20 protein-coding genes are annotated in these 18,031 nt (G+C 68.4%); 16 read left to right on the top strand and 4 right to left on the bottom strand.

What is annotated here, in order from left to right; all coding sequences use genetic code 11:
* Window positions 1–66 precede the first annotated feature (66 nt).
* The 3 genes from PFX98_RS07170 (at window position 67) to PFX98_RS07180 (ending at window position 3,374) form a co-directional block, all read left to right on the top strand.
* The gene (locus PFX98_RS07170; RefSeq protein WP_285234497.1) at window positions 67–666 is read left to right on the top strand and encodes a glycoside hydrolase family 19 protein; all 600 of its coding nucleotides are present in this window, start codon (window positions 67–69) and stop codon (window positions 664–666) included.
* Window positions 667–763: 97 nt separating this feature from the next.
* Complete coding sequence (locus PFX98_RS07175; protein ID WP_285234498.1) at window positions 764–2,305, top strand: methyl-accepting chemotaxis protein; 1,542 nt, start codon at window positions 764–766, stop codon at window positions 2,303–2,305.
* Between the two features lie 46 nt (window positions 2,306–2,351).
* The gene (locus tag PFX98_RS07180; protein WP_285234499.1) at window positions 2,352–3,374 is read left to right on the top strand and encodes a S1/P1 nuclease; all 1,023 of its coding nucleotides are present in this window, start codon (window positions 2,352–2,354) and stop codon (window positions 3,372–3,374) included.
* 8 nt (window positions 3,375–3,382) lie between these two features.
* Here the strand turns inward: PFX98_RS07180 and PFX98_RS07185 are convergent, their stop codons facing one another.
* A complete protein-coding gene (locus PFX98_RS07185; RefSeq protein WP_285234500.1) occupies window positions 3,383–3,799 on the bottom strand; it encodes a MerR family transcriptional regulator in 417 nt (138 codons plus the stop codon).
* 50 nt (window positions 3,800–3,849) lie between these two features.
* On the opposite strand from PFX98_RS07185, the gene PFX98_RS07190 reads away from it, so the two are divergent.
* The 6 genes from PFX98_RS07190 to queE all read left to right on the top strand — a co-directional run bounded on the left by PFX98_RS07190 (window position 3,850) and on the right by queE (window position 10,635).
* Window positions 3,850–5,112: an NADH:flavin oxidoreductase/NADH oxidase family protein gene (locus PFX98_RS07190; RefSeq protein ID WP_285234501.1), complete on the top strand. Its 1,263-nt coding sequence runs from the start codon at window positions 3,850–3,852 to the stop codon at window positions 5,110–5,112.
* Window positions 5,113–5,132: 20 nt separating this feature from the next.
* Window positions 5,133–5,597 carry a (2Fe-2S)-binding protein gene (locus PFX98_RS07195; RefSeq protein WP_285234502.1) on the top strand — a complete coding sequence of 155 codons (465 nt, stop codon included), beginning with the start codon at window positions 5,133–5,135 and terminating at the stop codon, window positions 5,595–5,597.
* A complete protein-coding gene (locus PFX98_RS07200; RefSeq protein ID WP_285234503.1) occupies window positions 5,594–7,858 on the top strand; it encodes a xanthine dehydrogenase family protein molybdopterin-binding subunit in 2,265 nt (754 codons plus the stop codon). The genes PFX98_RS07195 and PFX98_RS07200 overlap by 4 nt, the downstream gene beginning before the upstream one ends.
* A gap of 81 nt (window positions 7,859–7,939) precedes the next feature.
* Window positions 7,940–8,635, top strand: a complete 696-nt coding sequence (locus PFX98_RS07205) for a class I SAM-dependent methyltransferase (RefSeq protein WP_285234504.1) — start codon at window positions 7,940–7,942, stop codon at window positions 8,633–8,635.
* Between the two features lie 258 nt (window positions 8,636–8,893).
* On the top strand, window positions 8,894–10,003 hold the full coding sequence (locus PFX98_RS07210; protein ID WP_285234505.1) for a 6-carboxytetrahydropterin synthase: 1,110 nt from the start codon (window positions 8,894–8,896) through the stop codon (window positions 10,001–10,003).
* The gene (gene queE, locus PFX98_RS07215; protein ID WP_285234506.1) at window positions 10,000–10,635 is read left to right on the top strand and encodes a 7-carboxy-7-deazaguanine synthase; all 636 of its coding nucleotides are present in this window, start codon (window positions 10,000–10,002) and stop codon (window positions 10,633–10,635) included. Before PFX98_RS07210 ends, queE begins: the two co-directional genes overlap by 4 nt.
* 19 nt (window positions 10,636–10,654) lie before the next feature.
* Here the strand turns inward: queE and PFX98_RS07220 are convergent, their stop codons facing one another.
* Window positions 10,655–11,989 carry a dicarboxylate/amino acid:cation symporter gene (locus tag PFX98_RS07220; RefSeq protein WP_285234507.1) on the bottom strand — a complete coding sequence of 445 codons (1,335 nt, stop codon included), beginning with the start codon at window positions 11,987–11,989 and terminating at the stop codon, window positions 10,655–10,657.
* A gap of 425 nt (window positions 11,990–12,414) precedes the next feature.
* Here PFX98_RS07220 and PFX98_RS07225 point away from each other — a divergent pair, with 425 nt between their 5' ends.
* The 6 genes from PFX98_RS07225 (at window position 12,415) to PFX98_RS07250 (ending at window position 15,242) form a co-directional block, all read left to right on the top strand.
* Window positions 12,415–12,732 carry a nucleotide pyrophosphohydrolase gene (locus tag PFX98_RS07225; RefSeq protein WP_285234508.1) on the top strand — a complete coding sequence of 106 codons (318 nt, stop codon included), beginning with the start codon at window positions 12,415–12,417 and terminating at the stop codon, window positions 12,730–12,732.
* Between the two features lie 6 nt (window positions 12,733–12,738).
* The gene (locus PFX98_RS07230; RefSeq protein WP_285234509.1) at window positions 12,739–13,407 is read left to right on the top strand and encodes a 3'-5' exonuclease; all 669 of its coding nucleotides are present in this window, start codon (window positions 12,739–12,741) and stop codon (window positions 13,405–13,407) included.
* A gap of 95 nt (window positions 13,408–13,502) precedes the next feature.
* Window positions 13,503–14,021 (top strand): GNAT family N-acetyltransferase, encoded by a 519-nt coding sequence (locus tag PFX98_RS07235; RefSeq protein ID WP_285234510.1) that lies wholly within the window; start codon window positions 13,503–13,505, stop codon window positions 14,019–14,021.
* Window positions 14,022–14,198: 177 nt separating this feature from the next.
* Window positions 14,199–14,516, top strand: a complete 318-nt coding sequence (locus PFX98_RS07240) for an AbrB/MazE/SpoVT family DNA-binding domain-containing protein (protein WP_285234511.1) — start codon at window positions 14,199–14,201, stop codon at window positions 14,514–14,516.
* Between the two features lie 41 nt (window positions 14,517–14,557).
* The gene (locus PFX98_RS07245; RefSeq protein ID WP_285234512.1) at window positions 14,558–14,977 is read left to right on the top strand and encodes a PIN domain-containing protein; all 420 of its coding nucleotides are present in this window, start codon (window positions 14,558–14,560) and stop codon (window positions 14,975–14,977) included.
* Between the two features lie 46 nt (window positions 14,978–15,023).
* Window positions 15,024–15,242: a hypothetical protein gene (locus tag PFX98_RS07250; RefSeq protein WP_285234513.1), complete on the top strand. Its 219-nt coding sequence runs from the start codon at window positions 15,024–15,026 to the stop codon at window positions 15,240–15,242.
* 28 nt (window positions 15,243–15,270) lie between these two features.
* On the opposite strand, the gene PFX98_RS07255 is transcribed toward PFX98_RS07250, so the two are convergent.
* Window positions 15,271–16,317 carry a hypothetical protein gene (locus tag PFX98_RS07255; protein ID WP_285234514.1) on the bottom strand — a complete coding sequence of 349 codons (1,047 nt, stop codon included), beginning with the start codon at window positions 16,315–16,317 and terminating at the stop codon, window positions 15,271–15,273.
* Window positions 16,318–16,436: 119 nt separating this feature from the next.
* On the opposite strand from PFX98_RS07255, the gene PFX98_RS07260 reads away from it, so the two are divergent.
* Complete coding sequence (locus tag PFX98_RS07260; protein WP_285234515.1) at window positions 16,437–17,414, top strand: helix-turn-helix transcriptional regulator; 978 nt, start codon at window positions 16,437–16,439, stop codon at window positions 17,412–17,414.
* A gap of 4 nt (window positions 17,415–17,418) precedes the next feature.
* Here the strand turns inward: PFX98_RS07260 and PFX98_RS07265 are convergent, their stop codons facing one another.
* Window positions 17,419–17,994 carry a cob(I)yrinic acid a,c-diamide adenosyltransferase gene (locus PFX98_RS07265; RefSeq protein ID WP_285234516.1) on the bottom strand — a complete coding sequence of 192 codons (576 nt, stop codon included), beginning with the start codon at window positions 17,992–17,994 and terminating at the stop codon, window positions 17,419–17,421.
* Window positions 17,995–18,031 lie beyond the last annotated feature (37 nt).

Here is an 18,031-nt window from a genome sequence, read left to right on the forward strand (position 1 = left end):
AGGATGCGAGGCGGCGCCGCCTGCGCCTAGGCTGCGGGTGTCAAGACCTGACACCAGGAGCCGCCCATGATCTACGACCACCAAGTCCTTGCCAGCCGCTACGAGAAGGCCTTCGGCAAGCTCACGCCCTCGCAATACCAGGGCTTGGATCAGATCCTGGGCTATGTGCAGCTGGACCCCGACATCACGGACGAGCGCTGGGTGGCCTATCTGCTGGCCACCGTCAAGCATGAGTGCGCGAACCAGTTCCACCCCATCACCGAGTTCGGTGCCGAGTCGTACTTCGCCAAGTACGAGCCCGGCACCAGCATCGGCCAGCGCCTGGGCAATACCGAGCCCGGCGACGGCAGCCGCTACAAGGGCCGCGGCTATGTGCAGATCACCGGCCGCGCCAACTACCAGCGCGTCGGCCAGGCGCTGGGCCTGGGCTCGGCGCTGGTGAAGCAGCCCGAGCTGGCGCTGGAGCCCAATGTGGCCTACCGCATCGCCTCGCTGGGCATGCGCATGGGCCTGTTCACCGGCCGCAAGCTGGCCACCTACATCAACGACGCGCAGTGCGACTATCTGAACGCGCGCCGCATCATCAACGGCACCGACCGCGCCCAGGACATCGCCGGCTACGCCCAGGCCTTCGAGACCGCGCTGCGCGCCGCGCGCCTGGACTGAGGCCGGAACTGCACCGGCTTCACCACGTTTTCCTGCCTGCACAGGGCGGGCCGATCGCGCTATGTTGCCGTTCTCGCTGCGCGCAAGGAGACCGGCCATGAACCTGAACAGCCTGAAGATCACCACCAAGCTCTGGGGCTTCGTGTCGCTGGTGGTGGTGCTCATCGTCACCATCGCGGTGGTGGGTGTGGCGCGCGGCAACGCCATCCTGGCCGAGGGGCGGGCCGCCCAGGGCGTCGCCACCGAGCTGGTGCAGGTGACCACGCAGTGGTACGGCATGACCGAGAGCAATGCCATGCGCAACCAGGCCCTGGCGCTGAGCGCCGAGCCGGCCATCAAGAACGCCTTCGCCAGCCAGGTCGAGAAGGCGGTGGCGGAGATCTCCGAGCTGCAGAAGCGCCTGGAAGCCCTGCCGCTGCGCGACGAAGACCGCGCCCAGCTGAAGAAGATCGGCGAGCTGCGCGGGCAGGTGATCGAGACGCGCAAGAAGGCCGTGGCGGCGCGCGCCGAGGGCAATCCGGAGGAGGCCGTGCGCCTCGTCACGGAGCAGTACCTGCCTGCGATGGGCGGCTATCTGGGCGCGCTGAAGGAGCTGGTGAAGATGCAGGAGCAGCATGTCGTCAGCATCCAGAGCGACACCGAGGCGCGCCGCCAGCGCAACAGCATGGGCATCATGGTCGGCCTGGTGCTGGTGATGGTGACGATCTTCTTCTCCACCGCCTGGCTGGTGCGCTCGATCCGCGAGCCGCTGGCGCAGGCCAATGCGCTGGCCGCCAGCATTGCCCAGGGCGATCTGCGCGGCAGCGTCAGCAGCCAGCGCGACGATGAATTCGGCGCCCTGCTGCGCTCGCTCGCCGAGATGGCGGCGGCGCTGGTGAGCATGGTGGACCAGGTGCGCCACAGCAGCGACAGCATCGCCACCGGCAGCGCCGAGATCGCCACCGGCAACAACGACCTGGCGCAGCGCACCGAGCAGACCTCCAGCAGCCTGCAGTCCACCGCCTCGTCGATGGAGCAGCTGACGCACACGGTGCGGCAGAGCGCCGATAACGCGCGCCAGGCCAGCAGCCTGGCGGCCGATGCCTCCGGCGTGGCACAGAAGGGCGGCGCGGTGGTGGGCCAGGTGGTCAGCACCATGCAGGAGATCAACGACAGCAGCAAGCGCATCGCCGACATCATTGGCGTGATCGACGGCATTGCCTTCCAGACCAATATCCTGGCGCTGAACGCCGCCGTCGAGGCGGCGCGCGCCGGCGAGCAGGGGCGCGGCTTCGCGGTGGTGGCCAGCGAGGTGCGCAGCCTGGCGCAGCGCAGCGCCGAGGCCGCGCGCGAGATCAAGACCCTGATCCAGGCCTCGGTGGAGCGGGTCGAATCGGGCAGCCGCCTGGTCAGCGATGCCGGCGCCACCATGAACGACATCGTGCAATCGGTGCGCAAGGTGGCCGATGTGCTGAACGAGATCACCGCCACCTCGGCCGAGCAGAGCGCCGGCATCGCCGCCGTCAACGACGCGATCGCCAAGCTGGACCAGATGACCCAGCAGAACGCCGCCCTGGTGGAGCAGAGCGCCGCCGCGGCCGAAAGCCTGAAGGATCAATCCACCCAGCTGGACCGCGCCGTGTCAGCGTTCAAGACCTGAGTCGCGTGCACAATCGCGCCTTGCCCTGAGTTTCGAGGTTCGATCCATGCTGCATTCCTTCAAGCGACGCGTCGGCGTGCTACTCGTCTCCTTTGCCTGTATCTCCATCAGCCAGCAGGCCCAGGCCTTTGCCGCGGTGGGGCACTCGGCGGTGGGCGATGTGGCGGCAGCGCTCATCAAGGGCAGCCGGGCCGAGACCGAGGTGAAGCGCATCCTGGGTCCGGTGTCGCTGCACGACATCGCCGTCTGGGCCGATTGCGTCAAGGGCATCGACGCCTACAACGACTTCAAGTACACCGTCACCGGCCGCTTTCCGGAATGCGCGCCGTTCGAGAACGCCGCCGAAGAGCGCTTGATGCGCGACTACGTGCAGCGCAACAACGATGCCTGCGCGCCCAAGCCGGGCGAGGAAAGCTGCCACAAGCAGTACCACTACACCAACCCCGCGGTGCAGACCGGCCGCTATGTGGCCGGCGCGGTGGGCACCGGCAAGAACGACATCGTCATGAGCTTGCGTGCCGCCATCGCCAAGCTGCAGGGCGGCAGCGTACCGGCCCCCTACAGCCTGACGAACGAGCGCGAGGCCCTGGCCCTGCTGGTGCATGTGGTCGGCGATCTGCACCAGCCCCTGCACGTGGGTTCGATCTACCTGGATGCCGAGGGCAAGGTGATCGTGCCGCAGGCCGAGAGCTACGACCCGCTCAGCCACACGGTGGGCGGCAATGCCATCACCATGGTCGGCGGCAATCTGCATGGCTACTGGGACGGCGCGCCGAATCGCCTCAGCGAGGCCGAGCTGCAGGCGCTGCCCGAGGCGGCGCGCGCGGTGGCGCCCAGCGCCGGCGCCGTCAACACCTGGCCCCAGGCCTGGGCCGACGACACCATCCAGCAGGCAAATCAGGTGTTCGAGGGCCTGAGCTACGGCGCGCGCCAGCAAAGCCTGCGCGGCCCGCGCTGGCTGACCACCCTGCCGCCCGACTACGACGCCCGCTCGCTGGCCCTCACCAAGGCCCAGCTGGCCAAGGGCGGCGCGCGCCTGGCGCAGCTGCTGAAGGCGCTCTGGCCTTAACTCTGGCCTTAATTCCGACCCGCGGCCGGCTTGCGCCTGGCGGCGCGTGACGTCTGCGCCAGCTCCAGGCAGCGGCCCTCGGCCCATTCGGCCTGCATCTGCTGCATCAAGGCCTCCATCTCGGCGCGCTGGGCCGCCAGGCTGCGCTGCATGGCGTCGATCTCGGCGAGGCGCTCGCGCATGCTCTGCAGCACCAGCTCATGCGGCAGCTCCTCGCCCGGTGCCAGCAGCTTGCGCAGCACGTCCAGCGTGAAGCCCAGGCGCTGGGCGGTCTGTATCAGCAGCAGGCGCTGCAGCGTGTCCTCGTCGTAGATGCGGTAGCCATTGCCGCCGCGCCTGGCGGCGGGCAGCAGGCCGCTGGATTCGTAGAAGCGGATCGCCGAACTGGCCATGCCGCTGCGTTGTGCCAGTTCGCCGATCTTCATGTCCACAGGCTCTTGACTTTAAAGTTGACTTGAAGCTTAGCATGCGCGCCATGAACAGCCATCAAGCCCTTTTCGAGCCCCTGCGCCTGCCCAACGGCCAGACCCTGCCCAACCGCCTGGCCAAGGCCGCGATGGAGGAGGGCATGGCCGAGGCCGGCCAACTGCCCGGCACGGCCATCGAGCGGCTCTACGCGCGCTGGGCGCGCGGCGGCGTGGGCCTGATGATCACCGGCAATGTGATGGTGGACGGCCGCGCGATGACGGGCCCGGGCGGCATCGCGCTGGAACGCGGCACGCCGCTGGCCCCCTTCCAGCGCTGGGCCGAGGCCGCGCATGCGGGCGGCGCGCGCATCTGGATGCAGATCAACCACCCCGGCCGGCAGGTGTTCGCGGCCATGGGCGGCAGCAGCTGGGCGCCCTCGGCGGTGGCGCTGGAGCTGGGCAAGCATTCCAGCCTGTTCGCCCCGCCCGAGGCGATGAGCGAGGCCCAGATCGCCGAAGTCATCGCACGCTTTGCCGACAGCGCCGCGCTGGCCGAGCGGGCCGGCTTCGACGGCGTGCAGATCCATGCCGCGCATGGCTATCTGCTCTCGCAATTCCTCTCGCCGCTCGCCAACCAGCGGCGCGATGGCTGGGGCGGCGCGATCGCGCAGCGCGCGCGCCTGCTGGTCGAGGTGGTGCAGGCGGTGCGCGCCGCGGTGAGCCCGGACTTTGCGGTGGCGGTGAAGCTGAACTCGGCCGATTTCCAGCGCGGCGGCTTCAGCGAGGCCGATGCGCGCGCGGTGGTGCTGATGCTCAACGAGCTGAGCGTCGATGTGCTGGAGCTCTCGGGCGGCAGCTACGAAAGCCCGGCCATGCAGGGCCGCACCGCCGATGGCCGCACGCTGGCACGCGAGGCCTATTTCCTGGCCTTCGCGCGCGAACTGGCGGATGTGGCCCGCATGCCGCTGATGACCACCGGCGGCATCGGCCGCCCGGCCGTGGCGGCCGAGGTGCTGGCCAGCGGCGTGGCCCTGGTGGGCCTGGGCACGGCGCTGGCGCTGGCGCCGGATCTGCCGCTGGCCTGGCGGCAGGGTGGCGAGGCCGCCGCGCCGCGGCCGCGCGTGGCCTGGAAGGACAAGGTGCTGGCCGCCATGGCCACCATGGCCCTGGTGCGACGCCAGCTGCAGCGCATGGGCGCGGGCCGCGAGCCCCGCCCGCATGCCTCGCCGGCGCTGGCCCTGCTGCTGGATCAACTGCTGAAGAAAAGGCTCACCAGGCGTTATCGTGCCTGGCGCGCCGCGAGCGCCGAGCTGGCCGCCCTCAAGACCTGACCCCGCCGGAAAGAACCGCCATGACGACACTTGTGATCAACGGCCGGCAACGCCAGCTGGATATCGAACCCGAGACGCCGCTGCTGTGGGTGCTGCGCGATGAGCTGGGCCTCACCGGCACCAAGTTCGGCTGCGGCATCGCCAGCTGCGGCGCCTGCACGGTGGAGATCGACGGCGTGGCCACGCGTTCCTGCGTGATGCCCATACAGGCGCTGGAGGGCAAGACGGTGCGCACCATCGAGGCCGAGCCCGACCGCATCGTGGCCGCCCTGCAGGCCGCCTGGCTGCAGCACCAGGTGCCGCAATGCGGCTACTGCCAGAGCGGCATGATCATGGCCGCGGCCGGCCTGCTGCGCAGCCAGCCCCGGCCCAACGATGCGGACATCGCCGCCGCCATCACCAATATCTGCCGCTGCGGCACCTACCAACGCATTGTCGCGGCCGTGCACAGCGCGGCCGCGGCGCTGCAGGGAGTGCCGGCATGACGATCAAGCGACGCGGCTTCCTGATCGCCGGCGGCCTGGCCGGCGGCGGCCTGCTGCTGGGCGTGGGCATCAGCACCCCGCCCTCGGCGCGCACGCGCCTGGGCGACAAGCAGGTGTTCGCGCCCGCCGCCGGCCAGCTGGCCCTGAACGGCTGGGTCAAGATCACGCGCGAGGGCCGGGTGATCGTGGCCACGCCGCGCGCCGAGATGGGCCAGGGCGTGCACAGCGCGCTGGCCATGCTGGTGGCCGAGGAGCTGGACGCCGACTGGTCCATGGTCGGCACCGAGCAGGCGCCGGCGGCGCAGATCTATGCCAACGCGGCCCTGCTGTTGAATGTGGCGCCGTTTGAATCCGATGACGACGGCCTGCTGGCCCGCGTCGCGCGCGGCAGCCTGCAGCGCCTGGGCTACACCCTGGGCCTGCAGGTCACCGGCGGCTCGTCCAGCATCCGCGATGCCTGGGAGCCGATGCGCCTGGCCGGTGCCAGCGCGCGCGCCATGCTGGTGGAGGCGGCCGCGCGGCGCTGGCAGGTACAGGCCGGCGAATGCGTGGTGAAGCAGGGCGTGGTGAGTCATCCGCCCAGCGGCCGCCGCGCCGGTTTTGGCGAGCTGGCCGAGGCCACGGCCGCCATCGACCCGCGCAGCGACGTAGTTTTCAAGGACCCCGGCAGCTACCAGCTGATCGGCAAGCCGCAGCCGCGCCTGGACCTGCCCGCCAAGGTGAACGGCCAGGCGCAGTTCGGCATCGATGTGCGCCCCGAGGGCCTGCTGTACGCGGCGATCCGCCACGCGCCGGCCTTTGGCGGCTCGATCAAGCGCCTGGACGACGCCAGCGCCAAGCAGGGCCGCGGCGTGGTGGATGCCTTTGTGTTGCCGAACGGCCGCGCCGCCGTGGTGGTGGCGGACCGCTATTGGCGCGCCAAGCGCGTGCTCGACGCGCTGCCGCTGGACTTCGAGCCCGGCCCGCATGGCCAGCTGGATTCGGCCCAGATCAGCCAGCAGCTCCGCGCCGCGCTGGAGGGCGGGCAGAGCGGCACGGGCTTTCGCAACCAGGGCGACGCCGCGGGCCAGCTCGGGCAGGCGCGACGCAAGCTGCAGGCCGTCTACGAGGTGCCCTTCCTGGCCCATGCGGCGATGGAGCCCATCAACTGCACGGCGCAGTTCAAGGACGGCCGGCTGACGCTCTGGTGCGGCACCCAGGTGGCCTCGCTGGCGCGCTGGCGTGCCGCCCAGGTGGCCGGGCTGGACGGCGAGCGGGTGGACCTGCATGTGCCGCTGCTGGGCGGCGGCTTCGGCCGCCGGCTCGAGCTGGACATGGTGGAGGAGGCGGTGGCGATCGCCATGCGCCTGCCCGGCCGGCCCATCCAGCTGCTGTGGTCGCGCGAGGAGGACATGCAGCACGATATGTACCGCCCCGCAGCGATGGCCAGCTTCGAGGCGGCGCTGGATGAGGGCGGCCGGCCGCTGGCCTGGCTGAACCGGGTGGCGGCGCCCTCGGTGGGCCTGGCCACCATGGAGCGCCTGCTGCCCAGCATGGCGATGGACACGCCCGACAAGAACCAGATCGAGGGCGCCTTCGACCTGCCCTATGCGGTGCCGCACCTGAGCGTGCGCCAGCTGCGCGTGGCCACGCCGGTGCCGGTGGGCTCCTGGCGCAGCGTGGGCCATTCCTACAACGCCTTCTTCACCGAGAGCTTCATCGACGAGCTGGCCCACGCGGCCGGGCAGGACCCGTTCGCATACCGCCGCGGCCTGCTGGCCGCCAAGCCGCGCCATCGCGCCGTGCTGGAGCTGGCCGCTGCCAAGGCCGGCTGGGGTCAGGCATTGCCAGCGGGCCATGCCCGCGGCATCGCCCTGCACGAGTCCTTTGGCTCGATCTGCGCGCAGGTGGCCGAGGTCTCGCTGGAAAGCGGCAAACCCCGCGTGCACCGGGTGGTGTGCGCGCTCGACTGCGGCATCGTCGTCAACCCCGACACCGTGCGGGCGCAGATGGAGGGCGCCATCGTCTACGGCCTCAGCGCCGCGCTGTATGGCGAGATCAGCATCAAGAACGGTGCGGTGGAGCAGGGCAACTTCCCCAGCTACGAGGTGGTGCGCATGGCACAAATGCCAAGGGTGGAAACCCATCTCGTGGCCAGTACGGCCGCCCCCGGCGGCGTGGGCGAACCCGGCACACCGCCGATCGCGCCGGCGCTGGCGAATGCCTTGTTTGCCCTCACGCAGCAAAGGCTGCGGCGCCTGCCGCTGCGGCCGAAGACCTGAGGACTACACTCAAACCGCCGTCTTGCCCCACAGCCCTGTGCTGCATTGCGCCGATTCACGCATCACGCATTGGAGCCAGGCATGCCGGGTTACCAGGTCAAACAGGAGCGCGTCCACTTCGATGGGGTGGCCGCGCTCGACATCCGCTCCCTGCTCGACAAGCAGCAATACGCCGACCCGCTGGGCCAGGCCGAGGCCCTGGGCATCTCCAGCGCCCATTGGCCGCTGTTCGGCCTGCTATGGCCCTCGGGCCTGAGGCTGGCCCAGGCGATGGCGGACCGCCCCCTCATCGCGGGCGAAAGCATTCTGGAGATCGGCTGCGGCCTGGCCCTGGCCAGCCTGGTGAGCCACCGCCGCGGCGCGCTGGTGACCGCCAGCGACTGCCACCCTTTGGCAGGCGCCTTCCTGCTCGAGAACCTCCTGCTCAACCAGCTGGCGCCGATGCGCTACTGCCATGGCGACTGGTCGGCCGCCCCGGCCGAGCGCCAGGGCGCCCAGCTCACGCCCGGGGTACAGGGCCGCTTCGACCTCATCATGGGCAGCGACGTGCTGTACGAGCGCGACGAGGGCGGCGCCCTGCCCCTCTTCATCGAGCGCCATGCCGCGCCGGTCAGCGAGGTGCTGATCGTGGACCCCGAACGCGGCAACCGCTCGGCCTTCAGCAAGCGCATGGCGGCGCTGGGCTACCGCCTGGAAGAGACGCTGCTGCACCGCGATCTGCCGCCGGCCCAGGCCTACCGCGGGCGCCTGCTGCGCTACCGCCGCGAGCAGGGATAAGTCTGTGCACAAGTCTTGAACAACTGGGGGCTTATCCACAGGCGCCGGCCGCGCGGCGAAGTTGTTATCGCCCGGGCCAGCACAATGTGCGCACCGGCCCACATGGTTTGGCGGCGCCTAAGCGCTTGTCGGGCCTGCACAAAAGCCGCTTGTCCACAAATGCACGCCGGCTCTATTACGACTACCACCTTGAGAACCTTCAAATTCAATTGATAGAGAGTGCGGTGCGAAAATACGCCCACACAGCTCCCTGGTTCCATGAACACCTCCACCCTCCATGTGGCATCGGCCGGCTTCGAGTCGGCCTGCCAGATCGGCGCGTTGCCGATCGGTCACCGCAGCCATGGCCTGCATGGCCACAGCTATTTCGCCAGCGTGCGTGCGCTGCTGCCCGCCGGCACATTCGCGCCCTTCCCTGGCGCCGAGGTGGAAGAGCTGCGCCGGCGTCTGCTGGCCTGCGTCGCCCCGCTGGACCATGCGCTGCTGAACCGCCATATCGCCGAGCCCACCGACGAGAACATCGCGCGCTGGATCCGCCAGCGCCTTGAGGCGGAGTACGAGGTGCCGGGCATCCAGCAGATCGGCATCCAGAGCACCCAGCATTCGGGCGTGGATCTGGATGTGGACGGCCAGGCCCATGTCTGGCGGCGCTACCGCTTCCAGGCCGCGCACAAGCTGCCGAATGTGCCGCTGGGGCATAAATGCGGCCGCATGCATGGCCATGGCTTCGAGGTCATCCTCCATGCCAACCAGGACCTGGGCGAGCGCGACCTGAGCGTGGACTACGACCACCTCGACGAGATCTGGGCGCCCCTGCATGCCCAGCTCAACTACCAATGCCTCAACGAGCTGGAGGGCCTGGCCAATCCCACCAGCGAGGTGATCTCGGCCTGGCTGTGGGCGCGCATCAAGCCGCTGCTGCCCGAGCTCAGCTGGGTGACGGTGTACGAGACCGGCTCCTGCGGCGCCAACTTCGACGGCCGCCAGTACCGCATCTGGAAGGAGCTGACGCTGGACAGTGCCATCCAGCTCAAGCGCGCGCCGGCCGAGAGCCCGCTGCGCGCCATCCATGGCCACACCTACACGCTGCGCCTGCACCTCAGCGCCGAGCTCGACGCGGTGATGGGCTGGACGGTGGACTTCGGCGATGTGAAGATGCTGTTCGACCCGATCTTCAAGGCCATCGACCACCGGCCGCTCTACGAGATCGCCGACCTGCCCGATGGCGACACCGCCAGCCTCTCGGCCTGGGTGCTGGCCAAGGGCCGCGCCGTGCTGCCCCAGCTGGACCGGGTGGACATGTACGAAACCCGCGGCTCGGGCGCGATCGTGAGCGCCTCGGCGGCGGATGAGCTGATACCCGTATGACTTACGCCGTCAAAGAGATTTTCTATACCTTGCAGGGCGAGGGCGCGCAGGCCGGCCGGGCCTCGGTGTTCTGCCGCTTTGCCGGCTGCAACCTCTGGAGCGGGCGCGAGCAGGACCGCGCCGACGCGGTCTGCAATTTCTGCGATACCGATTTCGTCGGCACCGATGGCCAGGGCGGCGGCAAGTTCGCCAGCGCCGAGGCGCTGGCCGAGGCGATCGCCTCGCGCTGGCCGCAGGGCCAGGCCGGCAAGCCCTATGTGGTGTGCACCGGCGGCGAACCGCTGCTGCAGGTGGACGAGGCGCTGATCGCTGCGCTGCATGCGCGCGGCTTCGAGATCGCGGTGGAGACGAATGGCACGCAGCCGGCACCGCCTGGGCTGGACTGGATCTGCGTCAGCCCCAAGGCCGACGCCGAGATCGTGCTGACCCGGGGCGACGAGCTCAAGCTGGTGTTCCCGCAGCCACTGGCGCGGCCGGAGCGCTTCGCGGGCCTGCAGTTCCAGCATTTCTTCCTGCAGCCGATGGACTCGCTGCTGCAGAAGCAGCACACCCGCGAGGCGGTGGCCTATTGCATGGCCCATCCGCAATGGCGGCTCTCGGTGCAGATGCACAAGGTCATCGGCATCGAGTAGCCGGCGCTCCGGCTCAGGTTCAGGCCGGCTTGCCGGTGGGCATGTGCTGGTCCACCGCGTCCAGCACCTGCTCGGGCGCATCGGCCTCCAGCGGGGTCTCGTTGTTGAGCTGGCGCTGCAGGCGCTCGGTATCCAGATCGCCGGTCCACTTGGCCACCACCAGGGTCGCCACGCCGTTGCCGATCAGGTTGGTGAGGGCGCGCGCCTCGCTCATGAAGCGGTCGATGCCCAGGATCAGGGCCAGGCCCGCCACCGGCACACCGCCCACCGCCGAGAGCGTGGCCGCCAGCACGATGAAGCCGCTGCCCGTCACGCCCGCCGCGCCCTTGGAGGTGAGCAGCAGCACCGCCAGCAGAGTGAGCTGCTGGGTCAGGGTCATGGGCGTGTTGGTGGCCTGGGCGATGAACACGGCGGCCATGGTCAGGTAGATCGAGGTGCCGTCGAGGTTGAAGGAGTAACCGGTGGGGATCACCAGGCCCACGGTGGACTTGCGCGCACCGAGGTTTTCCATCTTGGCCATCATGCGCGGCAGCACCGATTCGGAGGACGAGGTGCCCAGCACGATCAGCAGCTCTTCCTTGATGTACTTGATGAACTTCCAGATCGAGAAGCCATGCGCGCGGGCGATGCTGCCCAGCACCACGAAGATGAAGAGCAGGCAGGTCAGGTAGAAGCTGGCCATCAGCTGGCCCAGCTGCACCAGCGAGCCCAGGCCGTACTTGCCGATGGTGAAGGCCATCGCGCCAAAGGCGCCGATCGGGGCCAGCTTCATGATGTAGCCGATGATCACGAAGAGCACATGCGAGCCCTTCTCGATCAGGTCGAACACCAGGGTGCCGCGGCCGCCGAAGCGGTGCAGGGCGAAGCCGAACAGGGTGGCGATCAGCAGCACCTGCAGCATCTCGCCCTTGGCAAAGGCGTCGACCACGGTGCTGGGAATGATGGCGAGCAGGAACTCGGTGGTGCTCTGCATCTTGCCGGGGCCGGTATAGGCGGCAATGCCCTTGGTGTCGAGCGCGGCCGGGTCCACATTCATGCCGCTGCCGGGGTGCACCAGGTTCACCACCACCAGGCCGATCACCAGCGCCAGGCTGGAGACGATCTCGAAGTACAGCAGGGCCAGGCCGCCGGTCTTGCCCACCTTCTTCATGTCTTCCATGCCGGCGATGCCCACCACCACGGTGCAGAAGATGATGGGCGCGATCATCATCTTGATGAGCTTGATGAAGCCATCGCCCAGCGGCTTCATGGCCGCGCCGCTCTCGGGATAGAAATGCCCCAGCGCAACCCCCACCAGGATGGCGAAGATCACCTGGGCATAGAGCGATTTGTAGAGGGCTTGTTTGGGCTTCATGGCGGCTCCTGGGCGAATTGCGCCCATGTTGCATCGCAACAGGCCCGAAGTCTGTACGTGGAATTGCAGATTTGTGCCCCAGCACGAAGGCGGCGGGCTTGTCCAGTCACAAGTCTGTGGACAAGTCTTGCGCAGTTGGGCTGTTACCCACAGGCCGGCGCCCAGCGGCCAAGTTGTTGTAGATCCATACGCCCGCAAAAGAGGGCCCCGCGCACATGCTTGTGAATTCGCCAAGCCCTTGTCGCAGTTGGCAAAAGAACGCTTATCCACAGAAATGGGCCGCCTCTACTACGGCTACCAATTCAGATATCTAAAACAATGCTGTTGAAAACACGGGGCGCCCTTTTTCTGTGCTGTTGTCCTGCTGCAGCCCCGGCGCACGCCGCGCTTGGCGCGGGCCGCCGGCCCATGCACACTCGCGGCCCATGAACATTGCCGAGCTCCAGTCCCGACTGCGCGCCTTTGCCGCCGAACGCCAGTGGGAGCCTTACCAGACGCCCAAGAACCTGGCCATGGCCATGGTGGTCGAGGCCGCCGAGCTGGTGGAAATCTTCCAGTGGCTGACACCCGAGGAATCGCAGGCGATCGCGCAGGATCCCGCCAAGCACCAGCACCTGGGCGAGGAGATTGCCGATGTGCTGCTCTACCTGCTGCAGATCGCCGATCACAGCGGCGTGGACGTGGCCGCGGCGGTGGAAGCCAAGCTGGCCAAGAACGCGCTCAAGTACCCCGCCAAGGGCTGAACAGCCATGTCCGAGACCATTGCCGTCATCGACTTCGAGACCACCGGCATGTCACCGCAGAGCGGCGGCCGTGCCACCGAGATTGCCGCAGTGCTGGTGCGCGAAGGCCGGGTGGTGGACCAGTTCCAGAGCCTGATGCAGACCGGGGTCTGGGTGCCGCCCTTCATCGAGCAGCTGACCGGCATCAGCAACGCCATGCTGGCCAAGGCGCCGCCGGCCGAGGCGGTGATGCGCGAGCTGGCCCGCTTCACGCGCGGCTGCCCGCTGGTGGCGCACAACGCGTCCTTCGATCGCGGCTTCTGGCACTTCGAGCTCGAGCGCGCCGGCTGTGAGCCCGACCCGGCGCATGAGTTCGCCTGCACCGTGCTGCTGGCCAGGCGGCTCTATCCGGAGGCACCGAACTGCAAGCTCGGCACGCTGGCGCGCTACCACGCCCTGCCCGACACCGGCCGCGCCCACCGCGCGCTGGCGGATGCGCAGACCACCGCCCATCTGCTGCTGCGCATGCAGGACGATCTGGCCCAGCGTTATGCCGCCGAGCTGGGCAATATGGCGGTGGAGCATGGCCTGCTCGCGCGCCTGCAGCGGAGCGCCAGGACGGCGCTGAAGCGCTGTGTGCAGGACTATGCCAAGACCCGCCGGCCCCATGGCCAGGCGCTGCTGCACGCAAACTGAAGTCGAAAATATCGCGCTGTCAAGCGGCCGCAAGAACGCTTTTCGCTGGGAAAATTCCGCCCTTCGTTTTCATTTTCGACCCACTGGTTCTTCGTATGCCGAGTATTCAGGTACGTCCCGCAAGCCTGCGCGACGCCAAAGCCATTGCCGAAATCCACGTTGCAGCCGTGCAGGACGCCTACAAGGGTCTGCTGCCCGAAGCCACGCTGGACAGCTTCTCGGTGCAAAAGCGCCAGGCCTTCTGGCGCGAGGCGATCGACCTCTGCGAACCCCAGGTGATGGTCGCCCACATCGACAACGAGATGATGGGCTTTGTGGGCTTCGACCGTTCGCGCGACAAGGGCACGCCCTCCAGCACCGGCGAGATCTGGGCCATGTATGCCGCTCCCCAGCATTGGGACAAGGGCGTGGGCCTGGCGCTGTGGGACGCCGCGCGCGACGGCCTGCAGGAAGAGGGCTGCACCAAGGTCACGCTGTGGACCTATCTGCGCAACGAGCGCGCACTGCGCTTCTTCGAGCTGGCCGGCTTCAAGCGCGAGCTCAACACCACCAAGACCACCGAGGTGGGCAATGTGCGCCTCGAGGAGCTGCGCCTGCAGCGCTCGCTGGTCTGAGCGGCCAGACGGCGCAAACCAAGAGAGCCCGGTATGACCGGGCTTTTTTGCGTCCATTGCATGACTATTTAATTGCGCGTCTCAATCAGTATGCATGGGGTCAGGTCTTGCCTGAGCCCCGGGCGACTGTCGGAAAGCGCTAAAGTAATGCCTCCTTACTTTCTGACTCTCCTACAAGTGCTCGCGAAGATCACCTCCAAGAATCAATTGACCCTGCCGAAAAGCGTGACAGAACCACTGGGTCCGGTGCAGTACTTCGACGTGCAAACCAAGGCCGGGCAAATCGTGCTGACGCCGGTGCGCATCCAGCGTGGCGATGCCCTCAGAGCCAAGCTGGCCGAGCTCGATCTGAGCGACAAAACCATTGAGAGGGCGCTGGGTCAGGAAAAGCCGGCGGCGCCCAGAAAAGCACCCGCCAGGAAAAAACCGCTTGCGACCAAAAAAGCGGCTGCAAAACCATTGAGTGGCAGCTCGCGCCGCGTCGGCCGCAGATGAGCGGCCGGGGAAAGAAAAAAACGACCGCACAGGCATTGCGCGTGGCCATCGATGCGCGCGTGCTGCTGGCCAGCCTGCTGCGCGGCGATGGCCGTGCCACGGCGCTGCGGCAGGCCTGGCAGGCGGGCCGCATCCAGCCCCTGGTCAGCCCGGCGATGGCGCAACACCTGATGCATGGCCTGGCTTATCCGGGCTTCGGCTTGAACGCGGCGCAGCAGCAGGAGCTGCTGGCCGATTTCCTGCCCTATGCCGAGGTGCTGCGGCCGGTATCCAAGCCCGCGCCCGCCGCGCTGGGCGCGCCGGCCTGGTCGGCGCTGGAGCTGGCCGTTGCCGGCCAGGCCGGCCTGCTGGTGAGCGACGATCCCGCCCTGCAAGCCTGGCTGAAGCGCAGCCGCAGCGCGATGGCGCGCGCCGTGTGCGAACTGCGTACCTCCGACGCGCTGCTGGCGGACTTTTGTTGACTTGTTCGCAGAGCCCGTTGCGGGCGCTTGTTACATTGCGGCGGCTATGAGCAGTTTCGACAACAAGATCTCGAAGAACATGTGGAGGGTGGTGTTCTACGAACGCCGCCAGAACCGCGTGCAGATGGATCGCACCGGGCCCTGGTTACCGCAGAAGCAGCTGGCCATGAACTGGGCTCAATGGTTCGCCGAGCAGGGCTATTTCGTGGCCCTGCAGGACCAGGCGGGCACGCTGGAGCGCCTGCACCAGGGCCTGCCGGCCTGAGCTGGCGGGCGTCAGAGTAAACACGCTCTCAGGGCAGGGCCCAGCCCTCGGTGGCATGCGCATGCTGTTGCACGCGCATGGGGCAGAGCTTCTTGGCCACCGCCTTGTGCAGCACCGCCTCCGCCTGGGCCGCCGTCATGTGCAGGGCAAACCTGGCCCAGCGCTTTTGCACCAGCGCGTCGGCCCAGGCATCTTCCAGGGCCCAGCGGATCTCCTGTGGCTTGACCAGACCCTGACGCTGCAGCACGCGTGGCACCAGGGCCAGCACGAAGCGGTTGAAGTCGGCGCGCAGGGCGTCGGTGGGCAGTAGGGCTTCGATGCGCGCCAGACGCTGGCTCCAGCCGGGCGTGGCGAGCTGGCGCGTCACCAGGGCCTGCAAGGCCTGGATGGGGTTGAACAGGCGCAGGCGGTTTGGCGGCAGCACATGCAGCGGGATCAGCGCCGCCTGCTCGTGCGGCAGTTCGGTGACGAAGCTGCACAGCACGGCGATGCGCTGCCATGCCTGGCTGCCCAGGCCCGCGATCTCCGTGAAGGGGCCCGTGGCCAGGCTGCGCGCGATCTCGCTGGCCTCGGCCCAGCCATGGTTGGCCTTGGCCCGGTTGGCGGCGGGGCTCATCACCGCGAGGTTGCCGGCGGCATAGCCGGCGTCGTCGCGCACGCGGTCGACCGAACGCTGGTCCAGCGCATGGCGGGTGATGGGGCACCAGTCGGTGTCGAGCTGCTGCAGGTAGTTGGGCGTCAGCAGCAGGGTCTCGAAATGGCGGCCGCGCGTCCAGGCATGGGTGCGCAGCTGCAGCCACAGCAGGGTGTGCGAGCGTGCCTTCAGGGTGCGGCGGCCGAAGGTGGCCTGGCCGGCCTGCCAGCCCTGGCGCAGCGGCGAGGTGCTGAACAGATGTTCCACCGGCGGCGTGACGCCGTGGTGGGCATAGTCCCAGCCCAGTTCGAAGCCGACGCGCTTGCCGGCGGGCAGGGGCGCCAGATCCGGCATCCGGACCTCATCGGGCGTGATGCCCAGTTCGATCTGCGCCGGGATGCGCTCTTGGGTGACGCGGGGTGCTGCTGCGATCTGTGCCATGGTCTCTCTCCGGTTAAGGCACCTGCCACACGCTTGTCAGGAACCATATGGCACAGTGTGGACGCTGGCTAGCTCATGGCGTGAGCTAGCTCAAACCACGGGTAAATACGGGAGAGGGCATGGACCGGACCGAGCGCTTCTACAAGATCGAGATGCTGATTCGCGCGCGCGAATGCGTCAGCTTCGCCGCGCTGCTGGAGGCGCTGGAGGTCTCGCCCGCCACGCTCAAGCGCGACCTCCAGTACCTGCGCGAGCGCATGGATGCACCGATCGAGTACGACGCCATGGCCAACGGCTACCGCTTCGGCCAGCAATGGCGCGGCACCAAGCATGAGCTGCCCGGCGTGTGGTTCAGCGAGAAGGAGCTGCATGCCCTGCTGACCATGCACCAGCTGATGTCCAGCCTGGACGAGGAGGGCCTGCTGACGCGCCATCTGCAGCCCATGTTCGACAAGCTCAGCGGCATGCTGGGCAGCGACGAGGCCGAGGCGCGCGAGCTCACCAAGCGCGTCAAGCTCATCGTCACCGCAAGGCGGCGCGTGCCCTCCGAGCATTTCGAGACGGTGGGCAGCGCGGTGGTGAAGCGCCAGCGCCTGCGCCTGCGCTATCGCAAGCGCTCGGGCGGCGGCGCCAGCGTCAGCGAGCGCGTGGTCTCGCCGCAGCGCCTGGTGCATTACCGCAATACCTGGTATCTGGATGCCTGGTGCCACCAGAGCGAGGGCTTCCGGCGCTTCGCGCTCGATGCCATCGAGCAGGCGCAGGTCCTGGAAGAAAAGTCCAAGGCGGTGAGCAGCAAGCAGCTGGAGGCCGAGCTGGACCAGGGCTATGGCATCTTTGCCGGAGGCAGGACGCAACAGGCCACGCTGGTGTTCAGCGCCGAGGCGGCGCAATGGGTGGCGCGCGAGGAATGGCATCCCAGCCAGCGCAGCGCCTGGCTGGACGATGGCCGCTGGCGTCTGGAGCTGCCCTATGTGGACGCCACCGAGCTGCTGATGGACCTGCTGCGCCATGCCGGCCAGGTGCAGGTGGAGGCGCCGGCCGCGCTGCGCCAGGCCTATGCCAGGCGGCTTAGGGAGGCCGCAGCGGCGCTGGACTGAACGCTCAGTCGCCCTGCTGCTTCAGGCGCTCGCTGTGCCAGTAGACGTCGTCGCCGCCCAGGCCGTCGAGGTTGGCGCGGTTGAGCACGCGGGCCAGCACGAAGAGCAGGTCGGAGAGCCGGTTCAGGTACTGGCGCGGCGCCTCGTTGATGGGCTCGGCCCCGGCCAGCGTGACCACGGCGCGCTCGGCGCGGCGCGCCACCGTGCGGCACACATGGGCGATGGCGGCGCTGCGCGTGCCGGCCGGCAGGATGAATTCCTTCAGGCGCGGCAGGTTGGCGTTGTGGTCGGCCAGGGCCTGGTCCAGGCGCAGCACCGCATCCATCTTCAGCAGCGCATAGCCGGGCATGCAGAGTTCGCCGCCGAGGTTGAAGAGCTCGTGCTGGATGGTGATGAGCAGCTCGCGCACATCCTCGGGCAGGGGCTCGGCCAGCAGCACGCCGAGCTGGGAGTTGAGCTCGTCCACATCGCCCATGGCCTGCACGCGCAGGTGGTTCTTGGGCACGCGGCTGCCATCGCCGAGGCCGGTGGTGCCGTCGTCACCCGTGCGGGTGGCTATCTGGGAAAGTCGGTTTGCCATCTTTGTTCTGATGCTCAGCGGCCGGTAAAGCCCGCAT

It is taken from the genome of Paucibacter sediminis, from assembly GCF_030254645.1.
GTDB classification, from domain to species: domain Bacteria; phylum Pseudomonadota; class Gammaproteobacteria; order Burkholderiales; family Burkholderiaceae_C; genus Paucibacter_B; species Paucibacter_B sediminis.